Source organism: Acaryochloris sp. 'Moss Beach' (assembly GCF_021497025.1).
Lineage (GTDB): Bacteria > Cyanobacteriota > Cyanobacteriia > Thermosynechococcales > Thermosynechococcaceae > Acaryochloris > Acaryochloris marina_A.
This window is the reverse complement of the sequence record NZ_CP071717.1, coordinates 605,153-623,515: the sequence shown is the minus strand read 5'-3', so window position 1 is coordinate 623,515 and position 18,363 is coordinate 605,153. Positions and strand designations below refer to the sequence as shown.

The 18,363-nt window shown below is 47.2% G+C and carries 17 protein-coding genes; 12 read left to right on the top strand and 5 right to left on the bottom strand.

Annotated features, from left to right (window positions below; all coding sequences use genetic code 11):
- Positions 1–249: 249 nt before the first annotated feature.
- From HRE53_RS02945 to HRE53_RS02910, 8 genes are all read left to right on the top strand, one after another.
- Positions 250–1,461, top strand: a complete 1,212-nt coding sequence (locus tag HRE53_RS02945; protein ID WP_235109007.1) for an S-layer homology domain-containing protein — start codon at positions 250–252, stop codon at positions 1,459–1,461.
- On the top strand, positions 1,367–1,612 hold the full coding sequence (locus HRE53_RS02940; protein ID WP_235109006.1) for a hypothetical protein: 246 nt from the start codon (positions 1,367–1,369) through the stop codon (positions 1,610–1,612). The genes HRE53_RS02945 and HRE53_RS02940 overlap by 95 nt, the downstream gene beginning before the upstream one ends.
- A gap of 587 nt (positions 1,613–2,199) precedes the next feature.
- Complete coding sequence (locus HRE53_RS02935; protein WP_235109005.1) at positions 2,200–3,156, top strand: hypothetical protein; 957 nt, start codon at positions 2,200–2,202, stop codon at positions 3,154–3,156.
- A 406-nt stretch (positions 3,157–3,562) separates the two neighbouring features.
- The gene (locus HRE53_RS02930; protein WP_235109004.1) at positions 3,563–4,936 is read left to right on the top strand and encodes an FAD-binding oxidoreductase; all 1,374 of its coding nucleotides are present in this window, start codon (positions 3,563–3,565) and stop codon (positions 4,934–4,936) included.
- Between the two features lie 60 nt (positions 4,937–4,996).
- Entirely contained in the window at positions 4,997–5,758 is a 762-nt protein-coding gene (locus tag HRE53_RS02925; protein ID WP_235109003.1) for a GNAT family N-acetyltransferase, read from the top strand.
- Positions 5,759–5,822: 64 nt separating this feature from the next.
- Positions 5,823–6,755, top strand: a complete 933-nt coding sequence (locus HRE53_RS02920) for an NAD(+) kinase (RefSeq protein WP_212666306.1) — start codon at positions 5,823–5,825, stop codon at positions 6,753–6,755.
- A gap of 210 nt (positions 6,756–6,965) precedes the next feature.
- Positions 6,966–7,655 (top strand): deoxyribonuclease V, encoded by a 690-nt coding sequence (nfi, locus tag HRE53_RS02915; protein WP_235109002.1) that lies wholly within the window; start codon positions 6,966–6,968, stop codon positions 7,653–7,655.
- 99 nt (positions 7,656–7,754) lie between these two features.
- A complete protein-coding gene (locus tag HRE53_RS02910) occupies positions 7,755–8,015 on the top strand; it encodes a hypothetical protein (protein WP_235109001.1) in 261 nt (86 codons plus the stop codon).
- Between the two features lie 104 nt (positions 8,016–8,119).
- Here HRE53_RS02910 and HRE53_RS02905 read toward each other — a convergent pair whose 3' ends face one another.
- Entirely contained in the window at positions 8,120–9,052 is a 933-nt protein-coding gene (locus HRE53_RS02905) for a transposase family protein (RefSeq protein WP_396133410.1), read from the bottom strand.
- A 239-nt stretch (positions 9,053–9,291) separates the two neighbouring features.
- On the opposite strand from HRE53_RS02905, the gene HRE53_RS02900 reads away from it, so the two are divergent.
- The 4 genes from HRE53_RS02900 (at position 9,292) to HRE53_RS02885 (ending at position 15,295) form a co-directional block, all read left to right on the top strand.
- Positions 9,292–9,780, top strand: coding sequence for a hypothetical protein (locus HRE53_RS02900; RefSeq protein WP_235109000.1), 489 nt, complete (start codon positions 9,292–9,294; stop codon positions 9,778–9,780).
- A gap of 473 nt (positions 9,781–10,253) precedes the next feature.
- Entirely contained in the window at positions 10,254–11,351 is a 1,098-nt protein-coding gene (locus HRE53_RS02895; RefSeq protein WP_235108999.1) for a DUF4268 domain-containing protein, read from the top strand.
- A 106-nt stretch (positions 11,352–11,457) separates the two neighbouring features.
- On the top strand, positions 11,458–12,165 hold the full coding sequence (locus HRE53_RS02890; protein ID WP_212662142.1) for a peptidase E: 708 nt from the start codon (positions 11,458–11,460) through the stop codon (positions 12,163–12,165).
- A 193-nt stretch (positions 12,166–12,358) separates the two neighbouring features.
- Positions 12,359–15,295: a UPF0182 family protein gene (locus HRE53_RS02885; protein WP_235108998.1), complete on the top strand. Its 2,937-nt coding sequence runs from the start codon at positions 12,359–12,361 to the stop codon at positions 15,293–15,295.
- A 39-nt stretch (positions 15,296–15,334) separates the two neighbouring features.
- Here HRE53_RS02885 and HRE53_RS02880 read toward each other — a convergent pair whose 3' ends face one another.
- The 4 genes from HRE53_RS02880 to HRE53_RS02865 all read right to left on the bottom strand — a co-directional run bounded on the left by HRE53_RS02880 (position 15,335) and on the right by HRE53_RS02865 (position 18,319).
- Complete coding sequence (locus HRE53_RS02880; RefSeq protein ID WP_235108997.1) at positions 15,335–16,297, bottom strand: methylenetetrahydrofolate reductase; 963 nt, start codon at positions 16,295–16,297, stop codon at positions 15,335–15,337.
- 174 nt (positions 16,298–16,471) lie between these two features.
- Positions 16,472–16,942, bottom strand: a complete 471-nt coding sequence (locus HRE53_RS02875) for a DUF192 domain-containing protein (protein WP_235108996.1) — start codon at positions 16,940–16,942, stop codon at positions 16,472–16,474.
- A 54-nt stretch (positions 16,943–16,996) separates the two neighbouring features.
- Entirely contained in the window at positions 16,997–17,704 is a 708-nt protein-coding gene (gene nblR / locus HRE53_RS02870) for a response regulator transcription factor NblR (RefSeq protein ID WP_235108995.1), read from the bottom strand.
- Positions 17,705–18,319, bottom strand: a complete 615-nt coding sequence (locus HRE53_RS02865; protein ID WP_235108994.1) for a hypothetical protein — start codon at positions 18,317–18,319, stop codon at positions 17,705–17,707.
- Positions 18,320–18,363: the final 44 nt, after the last annotated feature.

Genomic DNA, 18,363 nt, shown 5'->3' with positions numbered 1-18,363 from the left:
CTAACACGTCAAGGGAGTTAGAGAGAGGAAAGTTATGCCTCCCTCATGGGCCGGGAGAATGGGATGAAAAGAAAGGGCGACTACGGATAACTCTATAAAGTTTCAAATATAATTAAAAAATGGGATTAAAGTACTATATTTTGAATTATAAGACTCAATAGTCCTATAAAAGTTTCATTTACTTTATTAGGAACTAAAATAATTAGCAATCCATCATTTATCACTGAAATTAATTTTTTGGTGACCTGCATGATGACACCCTCACACCAATGGAAATCTTCAACGGCTGCGCTTTTGAGTTTGGGACTCTCTACCGCTCTGGTTAGTCCCTTCCTCGCTCAATCCACCGTCCTTGCCCAAACTCGCTTTTCAGATACTCAAGGTCATTGGGCCCAAAGTTGTATTCAATCCCTGGCCCAACGCAATATTATCAATGGTTATCCCAACGGCGAATTTCGCCCAAATGCTCCTGTCACCCGGGCCGAATATGCCACGATGGTGGTCAATGCATTTCCCAATGCAGCTCGAAGCCGCAATGCCCGTTCTTTCACCGATGTTCGGTCTAACTTTTGGGCCGCCAATGCGATTCGGACCGCTTCCCAAACTGGATTTCTAACCGGCTACCCCAGTGGTGAGTTTCGTCCTTCCCAACAGATTCCACGAACTCAAGTCTTGGTGTCCCTCAACAATGGTTTGGGGTACACACCCACAGGATCAATTAATGCCACCCTCGGTAATACCTATGCTGATGCCAGTGCAATACCCAGTTATGCGCGTGATGCGATCGCAGCCGCAACCCAAACTCAACTTGTTGTCAATTATCCTGATGTTCGGTACTTAAAACCCAACAATAGAGCAACACGGGCAGAAGTTGCATCATTCCTTTGCCAAGCGCTCAAGACCCCGCAACAAGCATCATTGATTTCTGGCAACTACATTGCAGGGGTTCCATCTCAAGGTTTACAAGTTCGAACCGAAATTCCGGTCTTTTATGATGTGGCCCAAAAAGTGATTGTCTCTCCCCAAGAGACCGCACCCTTAACCCTCAAGGTGGCTCAGGACATTAAAGATAGTCAGGGCAATATTATCATTCCCAAAGGCAGCTCTATCAGGGGCGAACTTCAACCCCAAAGGGATGGGACTCAATTTGTTGCCCGTGAGGTCATGATTGATGGCAAAAACTATTCCCTTGATGCCTCTTCTGAGATTATTACCCGTACTATCAGCGCTCGTGATCCCAATTTGTTAGCCCTGGCTCGAAATGCTGTTTTAGGTGCTGGTGCTGCTGCAGGGTTGTCGAGTGTGATTGGAGACGGCAACATCACGGCAGAAAAAGTCCTGACGGGAGCTGCGGTAGGGACGGCCATTGAAACCAACCGCAATCGTCCTTGGCTTTCAGTGGCTAGAGACTCTGCTCTGGGGGGCTGCCGCTGCCGCTGGCCTATCAACGGTCATTGGTGATCGCACCATTACAGCCGAGAAAGTTCTAGCAGGCGCTGCTTCGGGGGCAACGATTGGTGGCGTTATCGATCCTGCCGTGGATGAAGTCGTTGTTATCGATCCACAGACCGACCTCAACCTCATTTTGGAAAAGCCGTTTAACCTGAGCTAGAACAGCTTTATTCCCCTCTTGAGAGTGAATCCTCCGTCAAAAGTGGAGGATTCACTCTATTTAGCTGTTTTAAGATGATTTACTGCAGATAAATAAATATCTATTCCACTTTTCTAACCTTTTTGGATAAAACAAGTTGAATTTGGCATTAACTGTCGATGCTGATAGCTAGAGGGAAAAAAAAGTATGCCAAGAAAAAAATATTATCAAGGCTCTATTGATGTATTTGAACTAACTACTAATGCAAAAAAAAACTGTATTTGCTGATAACTGGCTATAAAAAAATATTCTTTATGAAATAAATAAAATAATATCTATTTAGGAATTCACAAGATCTCTTTTTCTATATCAAAAACTGACAATATATTAATGTATTTTTTCATTACTTCACTAAATTAAATATTTCTGCAATAATCATTTACGTAAATAGTAATTTCTGTATTAGTTGTCGAAGAAGTATCTCTCAAAAAAATTAAGCTCAGAGAGAAAAAATAGATTCAAGTATTTTACCTATACGAAGGGGATCGGGATGAAAAAAGTTCTTGCTCATATCAACCAAAAAAAAGAAAGAATTTGCGCAATTGCCTTTGTTTGAATTCCTCCAAGATCAAACCATTGATCCAAGGCGAAGATTAGCCTTTGCACCCTGTATTGCACCATTTGCCATGAGTTTTGGTGAGCTAAATCGCCAGGTTTTTCGGGATGAACCGACCACAGATGAGCTCCAGAAAATTATTAATGTTCATACCTATGAAGATGACCATCACTGGCCTTGGTTGCTCAGTGATATGGACAAGCTCAGATTCAACCCCAGACTGAGCTTCAATGAATCTTTGGAATTCCTTTGGAATGAGCAAACGATCAATGCCCGCGCGGCTGCGTACTACCTTTACAATGCGACCTACCAGGCGAGTCCAGCCCGTAAGTTCACAATCATTGAAGCCACTGAATCGACGGGAAATATTCTGCTCGCTAACTCAGCGGCTCCTGCTCGTGAGCTCACAAAAAAAACTCAATATGACTACGAATACTTCGGTGCAGGCCATCTAGAAGTCGATACAGGTCATACGTTCTGTTCAACCGAGTCACGACAGGTGATCGAAGCGGTAGAACTATCGGAGGAAGAGCGGCAAGCGGCTTATGTGGCGGTAGATGAAACCTTTGCGGTGTTCACGAACTTGATGAATGAGTTGTTGGCCTTTGCACAGCAAGCGAATATTCAGCCTGCTTTGGAAAGTGAATATCTCGATTATCTCAAAGTTACGACTCAGAACAACCTCTATACCGATCGACTGGCTGCGCCGGCAACGGCTGCACCTACTGCAGACTTAAAGCCATTTGGTTGCTATTTGTTAGAAGCAAATTTAGTCACCCATGCCCAGCTTGAGGAGGCATTACAAGAGCAACAAGAGGTGAACAAGCCTATTGGGAAACTCCTTGCTGATAAGGGGTGGATTCATCCCCATACCGTTGAGTACATGATGCAAAATGTGGTGTTGCCTCAGCGTAATCATCAACAAGCTTCCATCATTAACGTAGGCTAAGTCCTAAGTTAAGTAGAGGTAGAGATATGGTTCAGTCTTATAGAAGGGAACTAAAACCAGTTTCTATCATGAAAGGACGTTGAATGCTATCTAATTCCACTCTTTTTTGAGTACCTAGAGGATTTTTTTCTAGTAATTGCATGTCAGATAGATAACCATATCTTTAGCTCTACGAAAATGTTGCATCAGCAGAAATCAAAAATAGAAAAAGCTATCTATTTTTGATTTCCCAATATTTTTGAAGAATTTCTTTCTAAAATCAGAGATTAAACAGAATGCTGATGTGATTAAATCTCATTTAAGTGAACTATCGGTGACTTTGATTCACCTTTCGACTAATTAACGATTTTTTGAAAATGACTGGATAACTTTTTCGAGTTTAGAGCTTTTTTGGAGGGGTGAGACAGTGTTTCAGAAAACTTTTGCATTAACTCATGGAGTTAGCGAAATTGGATTGCCGTTTGATAGTGATCCTGCTGTTTTAACTACTGCTAGTCATGATTTTGGACATCTGATTCAGGGACAATCACGCTTAGTGGTTCAACCTCGGCATGGGGAGGATGTGGCTGCATTGTTGCAGTTGGCTAATCGTGACCAGTTGCCGGTCACGCTGCGGGGCAAAGGATGTAGCCAAAATGGACAGTCTATTAGTCCTGGGGGGATCACTTTGGATACCTCAAGATTGGATGATATTAACTATTCTGAAACTTTGCCTCAGCAAGTGACCTGTGGTGCTGGCACTACGTGGCGACAGTTGGTTGCTGCACTGAAGCCCTATCAGCATTTGCCTTGTATGATGCCCCTCAATCTGAATTTAACGGTGGGGGGAACGTTATCAGCGGGAGGATTTGGGGCCAATAGTCATCGGTATGGGCCTGCGATCGCAAACGTGATTGCCCTAGAAGTGGTGACCGGGGCAGGGGAAAGACTTTGGTGTACCGCCGATAAAAATCCTGATCTCTATGCCGCAGTCCTGGGGGGACAGGGACGATGTGCAGTCATCCTATCGGCAACTCTAGCCACGCGACCGATTAAACCTCAGATCCGCACCTATTTTTTAGTCTACGAAGATCTAGAAACCTGGATGAAGGATCAGAATCAGCTGTGCGATCGCATCGATTACTTAGAAGGATTTTGCTCTGCTAGTATGCAGGGTTTACAGAAAACGCCTACAGGGCGTCGCCCCCTAGTGCAGTGGTTGTGGGGCCTACATGTCAGTGTAGAGTTTGATCCTGCAACGCCTCCCCAGCAAGAACAGGTATTGGCAGGCTTGAATTACCACAAGCTCCTTCATACAGAAGATGACGATACGGCTGATTATGCTGCCCGTTACGATTTACGGTTTCGATCTATGCAGGCCAGCGGGGCTTGGCAACAGCTGCATCCGTGGTTTGACTGTCTATTGCCCTTAAGTGCCGCAACAGAGATCATTCCAAAAATTCTAGAGATTTTGCCCCCCTACTTTGGTGATGGTCATCGAGTGTTGTTGGTCGCCGAACAACCTACCCCTCGATTCCTGATGAAGCCTGAACGGGCCTTTCTCTTTGCCGTATTACCGACCGGCATCCCGCCCTCCTTAAAGACTCAAGCGTTGACGGCCTTAGAACAAGTCCATCAGTTAGTGATGGGCGCGGGCGGTAAGCGCTATTTGTCCGGATGGTTGGGAGAGACTACCCCCGATTTCTGGTCCCAACACTTTGGTTCTGATTGGCAAGCATGGCAGCAGGCCAAAGACACCTTCGACCCCAATCATATTCTTTGCTCTAAGCTATTTCCCTAGCCAAAGCCTTTCCGCAAATCACCCGCCGAAGAACCGCGGAGATTCTGGCGGGCAAATGATATGAATGGAACAGACCCTTCCTATGACCCTAGCTCCATGTCAACCTCTACTCCTTACGTGCTGCGTCCTGCCCAACCTCAAGATAAGTGGGCCATACAACAAATGCTTTGGCAATTTACCTGGGATGAAGGCATTGAGCTAGATGTACGACTTTTTAGTTTTGCCTTTTTCCGTTTAGGGTTGGTGGGATTGGCTTTGTGGCTCCAGATTTACTGGCGACAATCGACACCAGAGATTGATGTTCAGTTTATTTTGGCCATCGCTAATGTGGCGACGGCGGGTCTGGGCTTTTACCTCGCCAGTCTGGTGATAGGGCAGTTGATTATGCGATTTTTCGGAGCTTTATTTAACTGGTCTCGCTTTCAGGTGATTGAGCAAGAAGGAACCTTAGCAGGCTGTGCACTCCTCAATGCCTATACCAACCATAGTGAGTTGGCCTATGTTTTTGTCCAATCTCAATTCCGTCATCAGGGGTGGGGAGCACAAATCGTCCAAACCCTGATTCAGGAATCTGACCAAGACGTTTATCTCGCCTGTAAACCTCCAATCGTTCCTTTCTACGAACGGCAGGGATTTACCGTGCAATCCTGGCAAGATCTTCCCGTCGGCGTTAAACACTGTTTCCGTATCTTTCGTCCCCATCCTCGGTTATGGGGATTTAAATTGAACTTTATGCAGTGCCCAATGGCACCTGTAGTAATATCACCTGAATCTGTTGCCGTTGAAACTGCTCACCGATCAGAATCTACCCCCCACTCATAAATCGCTGCGAACAGGGTACGGTGATTACATACGCCTGAGCAAAGCAGAAAAGGGGACCGATCGGGTGCAGTTACAGCAAGTCATCATCGTCTATAAAGCTGGGGATGCCCACAGCCAACGCTGGGCAGAGAAATGTGCCCGTCAGTTAGAAGCCCAGGGCTGCCATATTTTGATGGGGCCTAGTGGTCCGAAAGATAATCCCTATCCCGTGTTTCTGGCCTCTGCCACCCAGCCCATTGACCTAGCCATTGTGCTGGGCGGAGATGGTACTGCCTTGGCCGCTGCCCGTCATTTGGCTCCAGATGGGATTCCGATGTTGGCAATCAACATTGGCGGCCATTTAGGGTTTCTCACTGAACCCGCCGATCTATTTATGGATACTGAACAGGTCTGGCAAAGAATTCTCGAAGATCGCTATGCCGTTCAACAGCGGATGATGCTACGGGCCCGAGTGGCCGATCGTGATGTTGATCCGACAGATACTCCGGATGAAGAACCGTTTTACATTGCCCTCAATGAAATGTGTATTAAGCCCGCATCGGCTGATCGCATGATTACTTCGATTCTAGAGCTGGAAATTGATGGCGAAGTGGTGGATCAGTATCAAGGAGATGGGTTATTAGTGGCTACTCCCACGGGATCAACCTGCTATACCGTCGCGGCTAGTGGACCTATTTTGCATCCAGGCATGGAAGCCATGGCGATCACACCGATTTGCCCTTTGAGTTTATCCAGTCGGCCCATTGTATTACCACCTGGATCTCGTGTGAGTGTCTGGCCTCTTGCCGATCGGGAACTGGCGACCAAGCTGTGGATGGATGGGGTACTTTGTACCTCAATTTGGCCGGGACAGCGAGTGGATATCTGGATGGCCAAATACCGGGCCAGGTTTGTATTACTGCGGGAAAATTACTCGTACTATCGCACCCTTCGCGAGAAACTAGACTGGGCAGGTGCACGAATACAGTACAATAACAATCATCGCATTACAAATTGATATATATCTCATAAGAATTTAATATGTATTTATTCAGACCGTTACTTTTGGTCATAATTCTTTTCTTTTTTGACGGTAGTTATGTGTGCGCTAGGGAGTCTAATTGCCGTAGCTAACCCCTTAATATTCATCCTGGGAATCATGGGTGGCATGCTCGGTTCCCTCATGGTGATGGACTATATCGATACCCACTGGCTACATAAGTGGTAAGTGCGAATTCCAAATATTGAGAATTGGCCCCAAACTGCTCCAGAGGCAATACAACTCCAAAAACAACTGTGTTCCCAGGTCATCCCTACCGACGATTTTAGTGAGGTGCGCTACGTCGCCGGGGTTGATGTGGGGTTTGAAGACCAAGGCAAAACCACTCGTGCGGCCATTGCAGTCCTTACTTGGCCTGAGCTGAGCCTTCACGAAACAAAGATTGCTCGCCAACCGACCACTTTCCCCTACATCCCCGGTCTCTTGTCGTTTCGAGAAATTCCAACGGTCTTAGCTGCTTTAGCTCAAATTCAAACTACGCCTGATCTGCTCCTTTGTGATGGTCAAGGCCTCGCCCATCCCCGACGTTTTGGGATTGCCTGCCATTTAGGGGTGCTGGTTGATCTGCCTGCAATTGGTGTTGCCAAGTCTCGCCTGGTGGGGAAACACGAGCCTGTTGACCAAACCCGAGGCAATTGGCAGCCTTTAATCGACAAGGATGAACAGATTGGGGCAGTCCTCCGCACTCGCCCTCAGACAAAGCCCCTGTATATTTCTTTAGGACATCGGATTAGTTTGGACAGTGCCGTTGAGTATGTGATGGGCTGCACTACCCGCTATCGGCTGCCGGAGACGACTCGTTGGGCTGATAAGCTAGCGTCTTCAAAAACTCCCCCCAACCCTGAACAGAGGAGTTGAAATCTCCTGGTTGAGCGAAGTCGAAGTCTTTGACGTCTAATCCTTTTTAGAAGTGTATTATCCAACACTCGATGTATAACCATAGTTAGACGACTGACCATGATTAACGCCACTGACAACCCGGTCAACTGGGCACTTTTACTCTACGAACTGGATGACGCGAAGGAACATATTGAGTCGCTGATGAGCCAGATGGGAGAGCAGGGTCAAATTGACGATATTGACTTCAAAATCGAGATAGCCCACGTCTATGCTCACCTAAACCGAAGCTGGAACACTCGAAATCTTGCTGATGATACTGATGAAGAAAGATTTGAAGAAAGATTTTCTGAGTTTCCGAACGACTTGGAGCCTATCTAACGACACAGAGGCATTGGCTAGCAATGCCCAGGTTCTATGCAATAGACCTTATCGGAAATAACGTGGACACCTCGCAGAAGTGCTTTTTACTGTGACGTTTGTGATTAAGCAGTTCCAAATTGCCCGGTAGTTTTCCCACGACGGTGAGTCAACCGGAAATTATGAAGCCCACAAGCCGTTTCCATCACGTCATCAACATAATGGTCAACCCAATTTCTAAATTTCTGAACCACTATCTGACAGCGTTTAATCCCCCCAATTTGATGCTCTACCTCAACTCGGACCTTTGAAACTTGTCGATTTTCCTCTTTCTGTGGATCGGTCAATTCTGCTTTTTGAGGCTTCTTCTTTGGTTGCTTGATGCTCACCCCCACTGGGGCAAATCCTTGGAACCCAGTATCTTGCCAAAGCTGACTCCCTTCTGGGAACTGATACCCTTCCTCATCAGCAATCTTCTTATCATGCTTTTTGCCTTCATAGGTGTCACTCAAAAACAACACCTTGCCTCCCCGTTCGCTGATGATATTGTTTTTGACTGTATGGGCTTTTTTCTTGCCACTGTAATAGGTCTTGCAGTCCTTCTTATCCTTCGGTCGATTAATTGGGTGTTCTGTCCCATCAATCATGAACTCTAAGCTCGGGCAAACGTCGAGTACTGCTTTTAGGTTCGCTGGTTCTCTCTCTGGCAGTTGCTTCTCATGGCCTAATGCTTGATTGAGCACACCACTGAGTCGATGGATCCATTCATTTGCTTGAGCTTGACTCATCCCAAATAGAAATCCTTGGACTTCTTGGGTTGGATATAGACGAAAATACACCAAAATGAATAGCAGCTTATCTTCAAGGCTTCTCAGGTGAGCTGTCCTGCCACCCCCGTAAGCTCGTTTGCGTCCTTCGCGCTGAAACGTTTCTTGAACAAACGCTTCCCAGGCTGCCTTAAAGCTGACCATGAGCGCTGCAAACTCGTGAACATTGATGCTAGTCAAGCTTTGTAAAACCCGAGGTTTATCCTGAAGCTCTTCAAAGCTCATTTTCATACTTATACTTCAGCACTGAATGACGGTACTCAATTCTAAATGCTTAATTCCGATAAGGTTTAATGGGCCTGTTGGATATTAGCGGTGAAGCTGAGATCAACCAACAAAATCGCTGAGACTATGCATTGCGATCTTGATAAACAAATTACGGTAGCTTAGATCGACACATCCCATGAAATATCAATTAATCGATAGGGTGGAGTGGCACAGAGATAGAAATGTTGGAACAGGTATAGAACATGACTTGGAAGGTCATTGATAGAAAGATTGGGCGAGCCGGTGGGATAAAAAGGAGAGAGGCCCGACAACGCGATTGGGATAAACAATATGGTGAGGGGAATTGGGCGATTGGGTATGTGATAGATGGTGAGTTTGTCGATCAAGATACAGCTCTAGATACGATTTACTACCAGAGTTATGTTGAACATTTTGAACATAATCAACATGATTTACGAGAATTAGTAACGTTAGCTAAAGTACTACGCAATCCTCATGCTGAAGCAACGACAGGGGTTGATCTGCAAGTACCAGCAATCATGGAATATTTCAAGCGACACGAGATCACGTTAGAAGGAGAAGAAGTGGTCGATATAGGTACATGGCAGGGACAGTGTTCGCATCCGATTAGTGTCAGACTAAGCCCACTAACGATTAAGTGTTGTATAAAACCGAAGATGACATTGGAGAACTTCTGGCAAAGTAAGAAATGCTTAGCGGTTTGGGAATGAAGCCAATAGGCTCAGAATTGACCATGCCTAACCAGGTGCAGTAATTAAAGTTTGGTGGGCCTGCGATACTCATGCGGGGAAACGAACCAGAGAATTCTAGTTGCCCCACTCAAAACCAGAAAGATTTTTGAAACAGTTTCTAGATTGGATAAAAATTGAGATATCTAGAAAGAAGTACAGTCAAAGAGATTCACCTGTTGTATTCATGGAAATCAATATCGTAAGCATCCCCTAGCTCCCCACCGTTTTTATCGTTACACAACACTAATCCTAGGAATTAGATCAATAGTTCCGGAATATGCAATACGGCTTAGGAGTTGGTGCTGTATTTTTGGTCTGTCCCCAAGTTGAATATTGCCGTTGATTTGGCTGATCCGAGGGACTCTATACCCGTTAAGCTATTGAATATTAAGCCCTTTTCCTCCTTGATGTGATTTGACAATCGGGGAGGATGAATCGTTAGAGCGATACCCATGTCTGCCAAGCCTCCCTCCAAACCCAATTTGGGTCGTCTAGAGAAAGTCGATGTCACCCAATATTGGCAGTCTGCTACTGAGGATTTTGCGCCCTGGCTATGCCAGGAGCAGAATATACAGCTTTTGGGCGAAGCCATTGGTCTGTCTTTGGAAGTGGTTTTAGACGCGCAGCAAATGTGCGATCGCCAAGCGGATTTGCTTTGTCGGCAGGCAGGAACCAAAAACTGGATTTTGATTGGTAGTCAGCTATGTCCCACGGATGGACAACATTTCGGGCAGCTTTTGACGGAAGGGGCCGATATTAGTGCAACAGGCATCATTTGGATTGCTAGCCAGTTCTCTGACGAACATCTCAAGCTGCTTAATTGGCTTAATCAGCACGCTCAACCTTCACTGCAATTTTGGGGCGTGGAAATTGAGCTATGGCAAATTGGTAAAACCGCAATGGCCGCCCAGTTTAATCTGGTTTCACCGGCTGAGGAACCGACAGAATCCTCCCAAATCGATTCAACCGAATTGGATTTGGAGAGTCAGCTAGAACAACAGGCAGAAGCACTACCTGAGCCTAAATCAGAGCCAGAGGAGTCTGAACCCGAACCCCTAACAGCAGAACAAGAACAGCATGTCGCGTTCTGGTCAGAACTCTGTGATCAGTTAGAACAACGGGGCAGTGTGGTCAAAGCAGTAGCTCCGCCCCCTGAAGACCACATTGATTTTGCCATTGGTAGAGCGGGCTTTTTACTATCTGCCCATGTGGATCGCGGCCATGCCTCTTTAGCCATTGAGCTACGATTATTTGATGAAGATGCCCAAGCTCATTACGAGTTACTCGCCGCGCAACAGGAACGGATTGAAGCTGAACTGGGATTTGCCCTTAACTGGGAGAATCTGGTCTCAGAATGTGTCATTTACTGTTCCCTTCCCGAGACGGACATCAATGCCACGGACCAATGGCCTGACTATATTGATTGGCTATGTGGGGGATTGGAATGTTTTCATCTCACCTTTGCGGATATGGTGCAGTCTCTGAATGCCGATGACTATCATCGGGGGCACCACCATCCAGCTCCCAACGCATTGAGTGTGCCCAGTTGACAATTCTCAAGCAATTAATATTTTTGCGATCTACTCAGTGAATTAAATTACATCATAGAAAACAACTATTGGTATAGGCTACGGATGATTGTCAACGGACGGCTAGATGACAAAAGGACAGATTATTGCAATCGGTGGCGGTGGCTTTTCTGAAGGGTCGGAACCTGGCCTCGATGCCTATGTGTTAGGGCAGAGTGCAGCTAATGTTCCCAAAGTCGGTTTTATTGGCACAGCCAGTGGCGATGCAGAAAGGTATCTACTAAAGTTCTACTCTCGATTTTCCCAACTCAACTGCACCCCGTCTCATCTGACCTTTTTTCGACGAACCCCCAACCTTTGTGATTGGATTATGGCTCAAGATGCCATTTTTGTCGGTGGAGGTAATACGTTTAGTATGTTGGCTGTGTGGCAGGCTTGGGAAATTGCCCCTTTACTGAAGGCAGCCGCAGCTCAAGGAACCGTCTTATCAGGAATCAGCGCAGGCGCAAACTGTTGGTTTGAGTCCTGTTTAACCGATGCCAAAGCCGATGGGTTTGGCCCGCTACAATGTCTTAATTTTTTATCAGGGAGCTGTTGCCCCCACTATTCGTCAGAAATTGCCAGACAGCAGACCTTTGAACATCTGATTGATATAGAAGCATTACCCCCCGGTATCGCTATTGATGATGGTGCCGCAGCCCATTTTATCGACGGTCGACTCACCCGAATCATTTCAGGAACAGAGGGCGCGACTGCCTATTCCGTCGTTCCCACTCCCACAGGTGTGACCTCCAAACTGTTCGATGGGATTGAGATAGTAAATCTAGCAAGATAAGAGCCCATGGGGCATTCGATGCCTGTTTTTGCCTCACCATTTAGTGAACAATTGACCAGTACTCACTACAACACCTGTCCCCCACCCACAATATTGCGAACTATGGGGTTAAGTTACGTCTCTCTCCTAATGCGTTGATCCAGAACAGATCCTCTATGATTTGAAAGTTACATGCCAAGAGCGGTTCCTTGTGATGTCCTCTAAGGTTGTTGGTTGGTTAGTTAAGTCCCTGCTCCTCGTATTGGGAGTGGTATTTGGTCTAGATCTACTGGCTCATTTTATTGCTGAGTTTGCCTGGTTCCAAAATCTAGGCTATTTATCCGTCTTTCAAACTCAACTAGTGGTCAGAATCGGGCTATGGGTTCTAGCGCTTGCCAGTACGGGAGGGTATCTGGTCGGCAACTTAGTCCTGGCCCGTCGCTGGCGCTACCACCACCCCGTTGATATTGACAAGACTGAACCCGGTGCTCTCAATCTGACGCAATTACTGCTGGTGTTAGTGGGGCTGAGTTTGTTGCTGGCAAGTCTACTGACCCATATTGGTCAGGTGATCATCCATTTCTGGTATCCCCCCACCGAAATTGCGACATCCAGCTCCCAGATTTTGCAGCAGTTCACCTTTTCCTCCACGGCCAATCTACTCAAACATTGGCTACAAATGCCCTGGCAACTGCTGTTAGTGGCTGGATTTACAGCACTTTTGCTCTGGCATCCTGGGTTTGTACTGGGTGCGATCGCACTTTGTCTCAGCCTTGGTTTAGGGTTAGTTGCCTCCAACCACTGGACCACGATTCTGGCCTTTCTTCACGCCACGCCCTTCAAAAACGTCGATCCGCTATTTGGCCATGACATTGGCTTTTACGTATTTGTCCTGCCCCTATGGGAACTGCTGCGCTTTTGGCTGATGGGAGTGACCCTCACCGGATTTATCAGCGCCGCCTTAATCTATCTTTTGGCTGGGGACAGTGTGAGTCAAGGCCGTTTTCCAGGGTTTACCCTGTCCCAGAAGCGACATCTGTACGGACTAGGGGGAACCCTCGCCTTAACCCTGGCCTGGGGGTTTTGGCTAGACCGCTATTCTCTCCTCTATTCCACCCAAGGCATTCTCTATGGGGCAGGTTATACCGACGTTACGGTAGATTTACCCACTAAAACCCTGCTCTGTTTTGGTGCTGCCACCATTGCTGTGGTCTTTTTTGGACGAGCGGTGTTTCCTCGTCCTGCTCGACGTCCGGTGAAATTATCCTGGATCCTCAGTTTTTACATTGGTATTGCCGTAGTGGCAGGATTGATTTTGCCCCGAGGTGTGCAGGCCCTGGTGGTTCAACCCAACGAGCTGGCCCGAGAAGAATCCTATATCGAAAAAAGTATTCAATTGACGAGAGCTGCCTTTGATCTCGACAATATTGAAACCAAAACTTTTCAGCCCAAAGCCGACTTAACCCCTGCCAAGCTGAAGGCCAATGATTTTACGTTGCGCAACATTCGGCTTTGGGATACCCGTCCGCTATTAGAGGCTAACCGCCAACTCCAGCGGATTCGTCTCTACTATGAGTTTCCCAGCGCGGATGTGGATCGCTATACCCTTAAAACCTCTCAACCCGCTGATTCAACCGGGGAAGGCAGCACCCAATCGAGTACGGAAAAGCGACAGGTGCTGGTGGCAGCTCGTGAGCTGGATTATGGCAATGTCCCCCCAGAAGCCCAGACCTGGATTAACCAGCGTCTCATCTATACCCACGGTTACGGCTTTACCCTCAGTCCTGTCAATACTGCTGAAACCAGTGGTTTGCCCACTTACTTTGTTAAAGATATTGGTGCTGGGAATGACGAGGGAACCTTGCAAACAGCAACCTCGGATATTGCCGCCAGCATTCCCATCAATCTGCCCCGGATCTACTTTGGGGAACTGTCTAACACCTATGTCATGACCCGCACAAAGGTGCAGGAACTAGACTATCCCAGCGGCAATGACAATCGCTACAACACCTATGACGGCACTGGTGGTGTTGCCATTGGCTCTTGGTGGCGACGGGGGATGTTTTCCCTCTACCTGCGGGATTGGCAAATGCTGTTTACCCAAAACTTCACTCCTCAAACGGAAGTTTTGTATCGCCGCCAGATTAAAGAACGAGTGGAAGAGCTGGCTCCTTTTCTCCGATTTGACAGTAATCCCTATTTAGTGACGGCTAATGTTGATGTAGAAGCCTTCAACCGCACCAATAAACCAGCGGTTCCCGGCACTTTATTTTGGGTGATTGATGCCTACACCGTTAGCAATCATTACCCCTATTCCGATCCAGGCCAAGAAAGTTTTAATTACATCCGCAATTCCGTCAAGGTGGTGGTGGATGCTTACAATGGCTCGGTGACCTTTTATAGTGTCGATCTCAACGATCCAATCCTGAAAACCTGGCGGGGAATTTTTCCCCAGATGTTTCAGCCCTTGGCGGCAATGCCCCCCAGTCTGCGCAGCCATACTCGCTACCCCACGGATCTATTTCGAGCCCAATCCCAAAGTCTACTCACCTACCATATGACCGACCCCCAGGTGTTCTATAACCGGGAAGATCAATGGCGAGTGCCCAATGAGATTTATGGTGAGAAAAGCCAGCTCGTCCAGCCCTATTACTTAACGATGAAGCTGCCGGAAGCCGATACCGAAGAATTTATTCTGCTCTATCCCTTTACCCCCGTTCGCCGCAATAATCTAATTGCCTGGCTCGCTGCTCGCTCCGATGGTGAAAACTATGGCAAGCGACTGCTGTACCAGTTTCCCAAACGAGAGCTAATTTTTGGCCCTGAACAAATTGAGGCTTTGATCAACCAGGATCCAGTCATTTCCCAACGAATTTCTCTATGGAACCGCCAGGGGTCGCGGGTCATTCAAGGCAACCTATTGATCATTCCCATTGAGGACTCGCTGCTCTATGTGGAACCGTTATATCTAGAAGCAGAAGAGAATAGCGTACCGATTCTAGCGAGGGTGATCGTTGTCTATGAGAACAAAATTGTGATGGCCAAAACCCTTGACCAAGGGTTGGCAGGCATCTTTCAGACAGATGGACAGGAGACGGAAGCTATTGTTCGCCCAGTTGATACTGAAGAGTTAGCTCCTCCTCCGTCTTAAGCTCGTTGAATGACCCTAGAAACGTGCTATTTGGCAGACTTATGACGTAGTCTGAGTTTTCCTCACGGGTGTAACACCTGCTTGAGCCAAAATCTGGGGAATCAGATCTTCTCGACGAATCGCCATCATGTGGACCCCTTGGCAGAGTTGACGGGCCTGTTGGACTTGCTCAGCGGCAATCGCAATCCCTTCTTGCAGCGGATCGGTGGCTTTGTCCAGACGATTAATGATGGACTCGGGAATATTAACGCCTGGAACACAGCGATTGATAAATTGAGCATTCTTTGCAGATTTGAGTAGAAAAATACCCGCCAAGATTGGTTTCTTGGCAGGGGCAGCGATCTCTGTCATAAATTTTTCGAGACGATCGAAGTCAACGATCAATTGACTTTGGAAAAATTCGGCTCCCGCCATCACTTTTCTCTCAAACCGGCTTTGTAGTCCTGACCAACTCGCCAATTGAGGATCAACCGCTGCACCCACTAAGAGCTGGGTTGGGCCATCGGGGAGTGGCTTCTCATTCCCATCTAGGCCATTGTTAAGATGGCGAATGATGTTAAGCAAGCGGACAGACTCTAGATCGAATACGCTTTTTGCTTTGGGAAAATCTCCCGCCTTGATGGGATCTCCAGTGAGAGCCAAGATGTTTTGAATGCCCAAAGCATGGGCTCCCATGAGATCGGCTTGGAGGGCAATACGGTTGCGATCGCGGCAAGCCATCTGACAAATAGGTTCAAGTCCCTGTTGGCGCAAGATAGCGGCAACAGCTAAAGAACTCATTCTTAATACTGCTCTACTGCCGTCCGTAATATTGACTGCATGGACCCAATCTTTGAGTTGGAGAGCTTGGTCCAGCATGTGCTGGATGGAACCACCTTTTGGAGGCATTACCTCTGCGGTCACTAAAAACTCTCCAGCATGAATTGCAGCCTGGAATCGATGCTCAATCGGAGAGGATAGCTGTTCAGACAGATCATGAACAGAGGAAATAGGAGATGTCATAAAAGATTCACAGGTTAGCAATAAAGGATGACTTTATACCTAAAAAACAGGGATGAACAATAAATAGGTATGAGAAAAAGTTAAATCAGTCTCAATACTTGTATCATCCTGACGAGCATGCTTGCCAACCTTCAAGCTACAATCATCAAATTTTGGGGCTATTCTGCATCAGTTTCACGATTCAGAGGAAACGGTCTGAATCGTGATGAGATCCCCCGCCTGAATCCCTAATTCAGCTGCTCTCCCCCCCCGAAGCTCAATCACTTGATCAATAATTTCACCCTTAGGCCCATAGGTAGGACATGGGAAGGATTGGCAGGGTGGAGCACTATGCTGAATTGCGATGACCTTTCCTTGCCGCAAAAAAACCATATCCAAATCAATGAGGACATTTTTCATCCAAAAGCTGACGGATTGAGGGGGGCTAAACGGAAATAACATGCCACGGTTATCTGCCAGACTTTCTCGACTCATGAGTCCCGTCGCTTGCTGTTGGCGAGTTTGGGCAACTTCCAATTCCACTATAGAGTCTTTGATCAGGGCTTGAGCGGTAATGGGTAATTGTTGTCCAGGGGGGTGGCTACAGCTACGGAGGGAGCTGGCTGGGGAGTCGTTGCCTCCGTAGCTTGATTCAGGGGCTGACATCCCAGCATCAGCACCCCAGCAATTAAACCAAATAGGGGTAACATTCGATGTTGATTAGGCTTCTCGGAGGACATATCCAACTCCACGAACAGTATGAATGAGACGCTTTTCAGGGATGACTTGCACCTTGAGCCGCAAATAGCGGATGTAGACTTCGATCACATTCGACTCTCCCCGAAAATCGAATCCCCACACATTTTCCAAAATTTGCTCACGGGTTAATATTTCCCGGGGATGCTCCATTAGATATCTCAAGAGCTCAAATTCTTTCATGGTCAGTTCTATGGTCCTGCTTCTTCGTTGAGCCCTGCGGGTGGCTAAATCGAGCTGTAGATCTTGGAAACTGAGGAGGGTCGTTGGCAAGACAGAGTCTGATTTAAGATACTGTCGCACCCGCTGCAGCAGCACTTCTCCTGAATAAGGGCTCAGGACATAATCATCTGCACCGGCTTCTAAGCAGGCAATTCGGTCATCAAGGGTATCTTTATCCATTAGGAGTAATAGGGGGATTCTGACGCCTTCAGCTCTCAACTGACGACAGAGCTGGCCTCCCGATTGTTCCGAAATCTGCTGGTCAATCATGGCCAACGCCGGAGGTTGAGTCTTGCATTGTGCGATCGCATCTTTTGTATCCCGAACCACAGTGACGTTATATCCCTGGGCAAGAAACGCTTCACGCAAGCGCTGAGCTAACTCGGGCTGATCAAGCACCAGCAGAACATGGGGCAAATTTTCTGGTATCACCCGCGACAGGTCGGACATCTAGTCTTCTCGAAATGAATCATCAAATTCATCCCAATTATCATCGGTTTCAGGTCCTTGGGGTGGTTTGATTACGCGATATTCTGCATCAAAGACCGATTCTCGCTGACTGCTTTGCTGGGCAAATTCAGGATCGCGATAGCTATAGGAATAGGCCGAGTCCCGTTTTTCCCAAGGGGGCGTTGGATCATCATAGTCATCCTCTTCGGGATAGTCGACCGGATCGTCATAGTACTCTGGCTCATCGTCAAAGAAGGATTCAGCTGGTTGAGCATTCCACTCCGTAGCAACGGGTTCATCCCAATCTGAATACCCGGAGGAGCGACTTTCCCGTTCCACCCTAGGTTGGGCAGGACGCTTAAAGGGAGACCATTGAGTAGACGAACGACGTTTAGTCTTGCGAGAGGGGACAGGGGTAGCTGAGAGAATGGCAAATAAACCTAAGCTGAGGAGAGCGCCAATCACAACCGCTCCAGCCATCCAAAGTCCTAAAGGTAAGGCTTGCGATCGCATTCCCAAAAACACTAAAGCCAATGTTGGACTTTGATTTTGGAGCAGGATCGTGATGACACTCAGCACGATACCCAACACCGTTACGACTCGAACCAGAACCATTGTGTAGGACTTCCTTCCCATTGCTCTCTATTCTATTCTTTCTT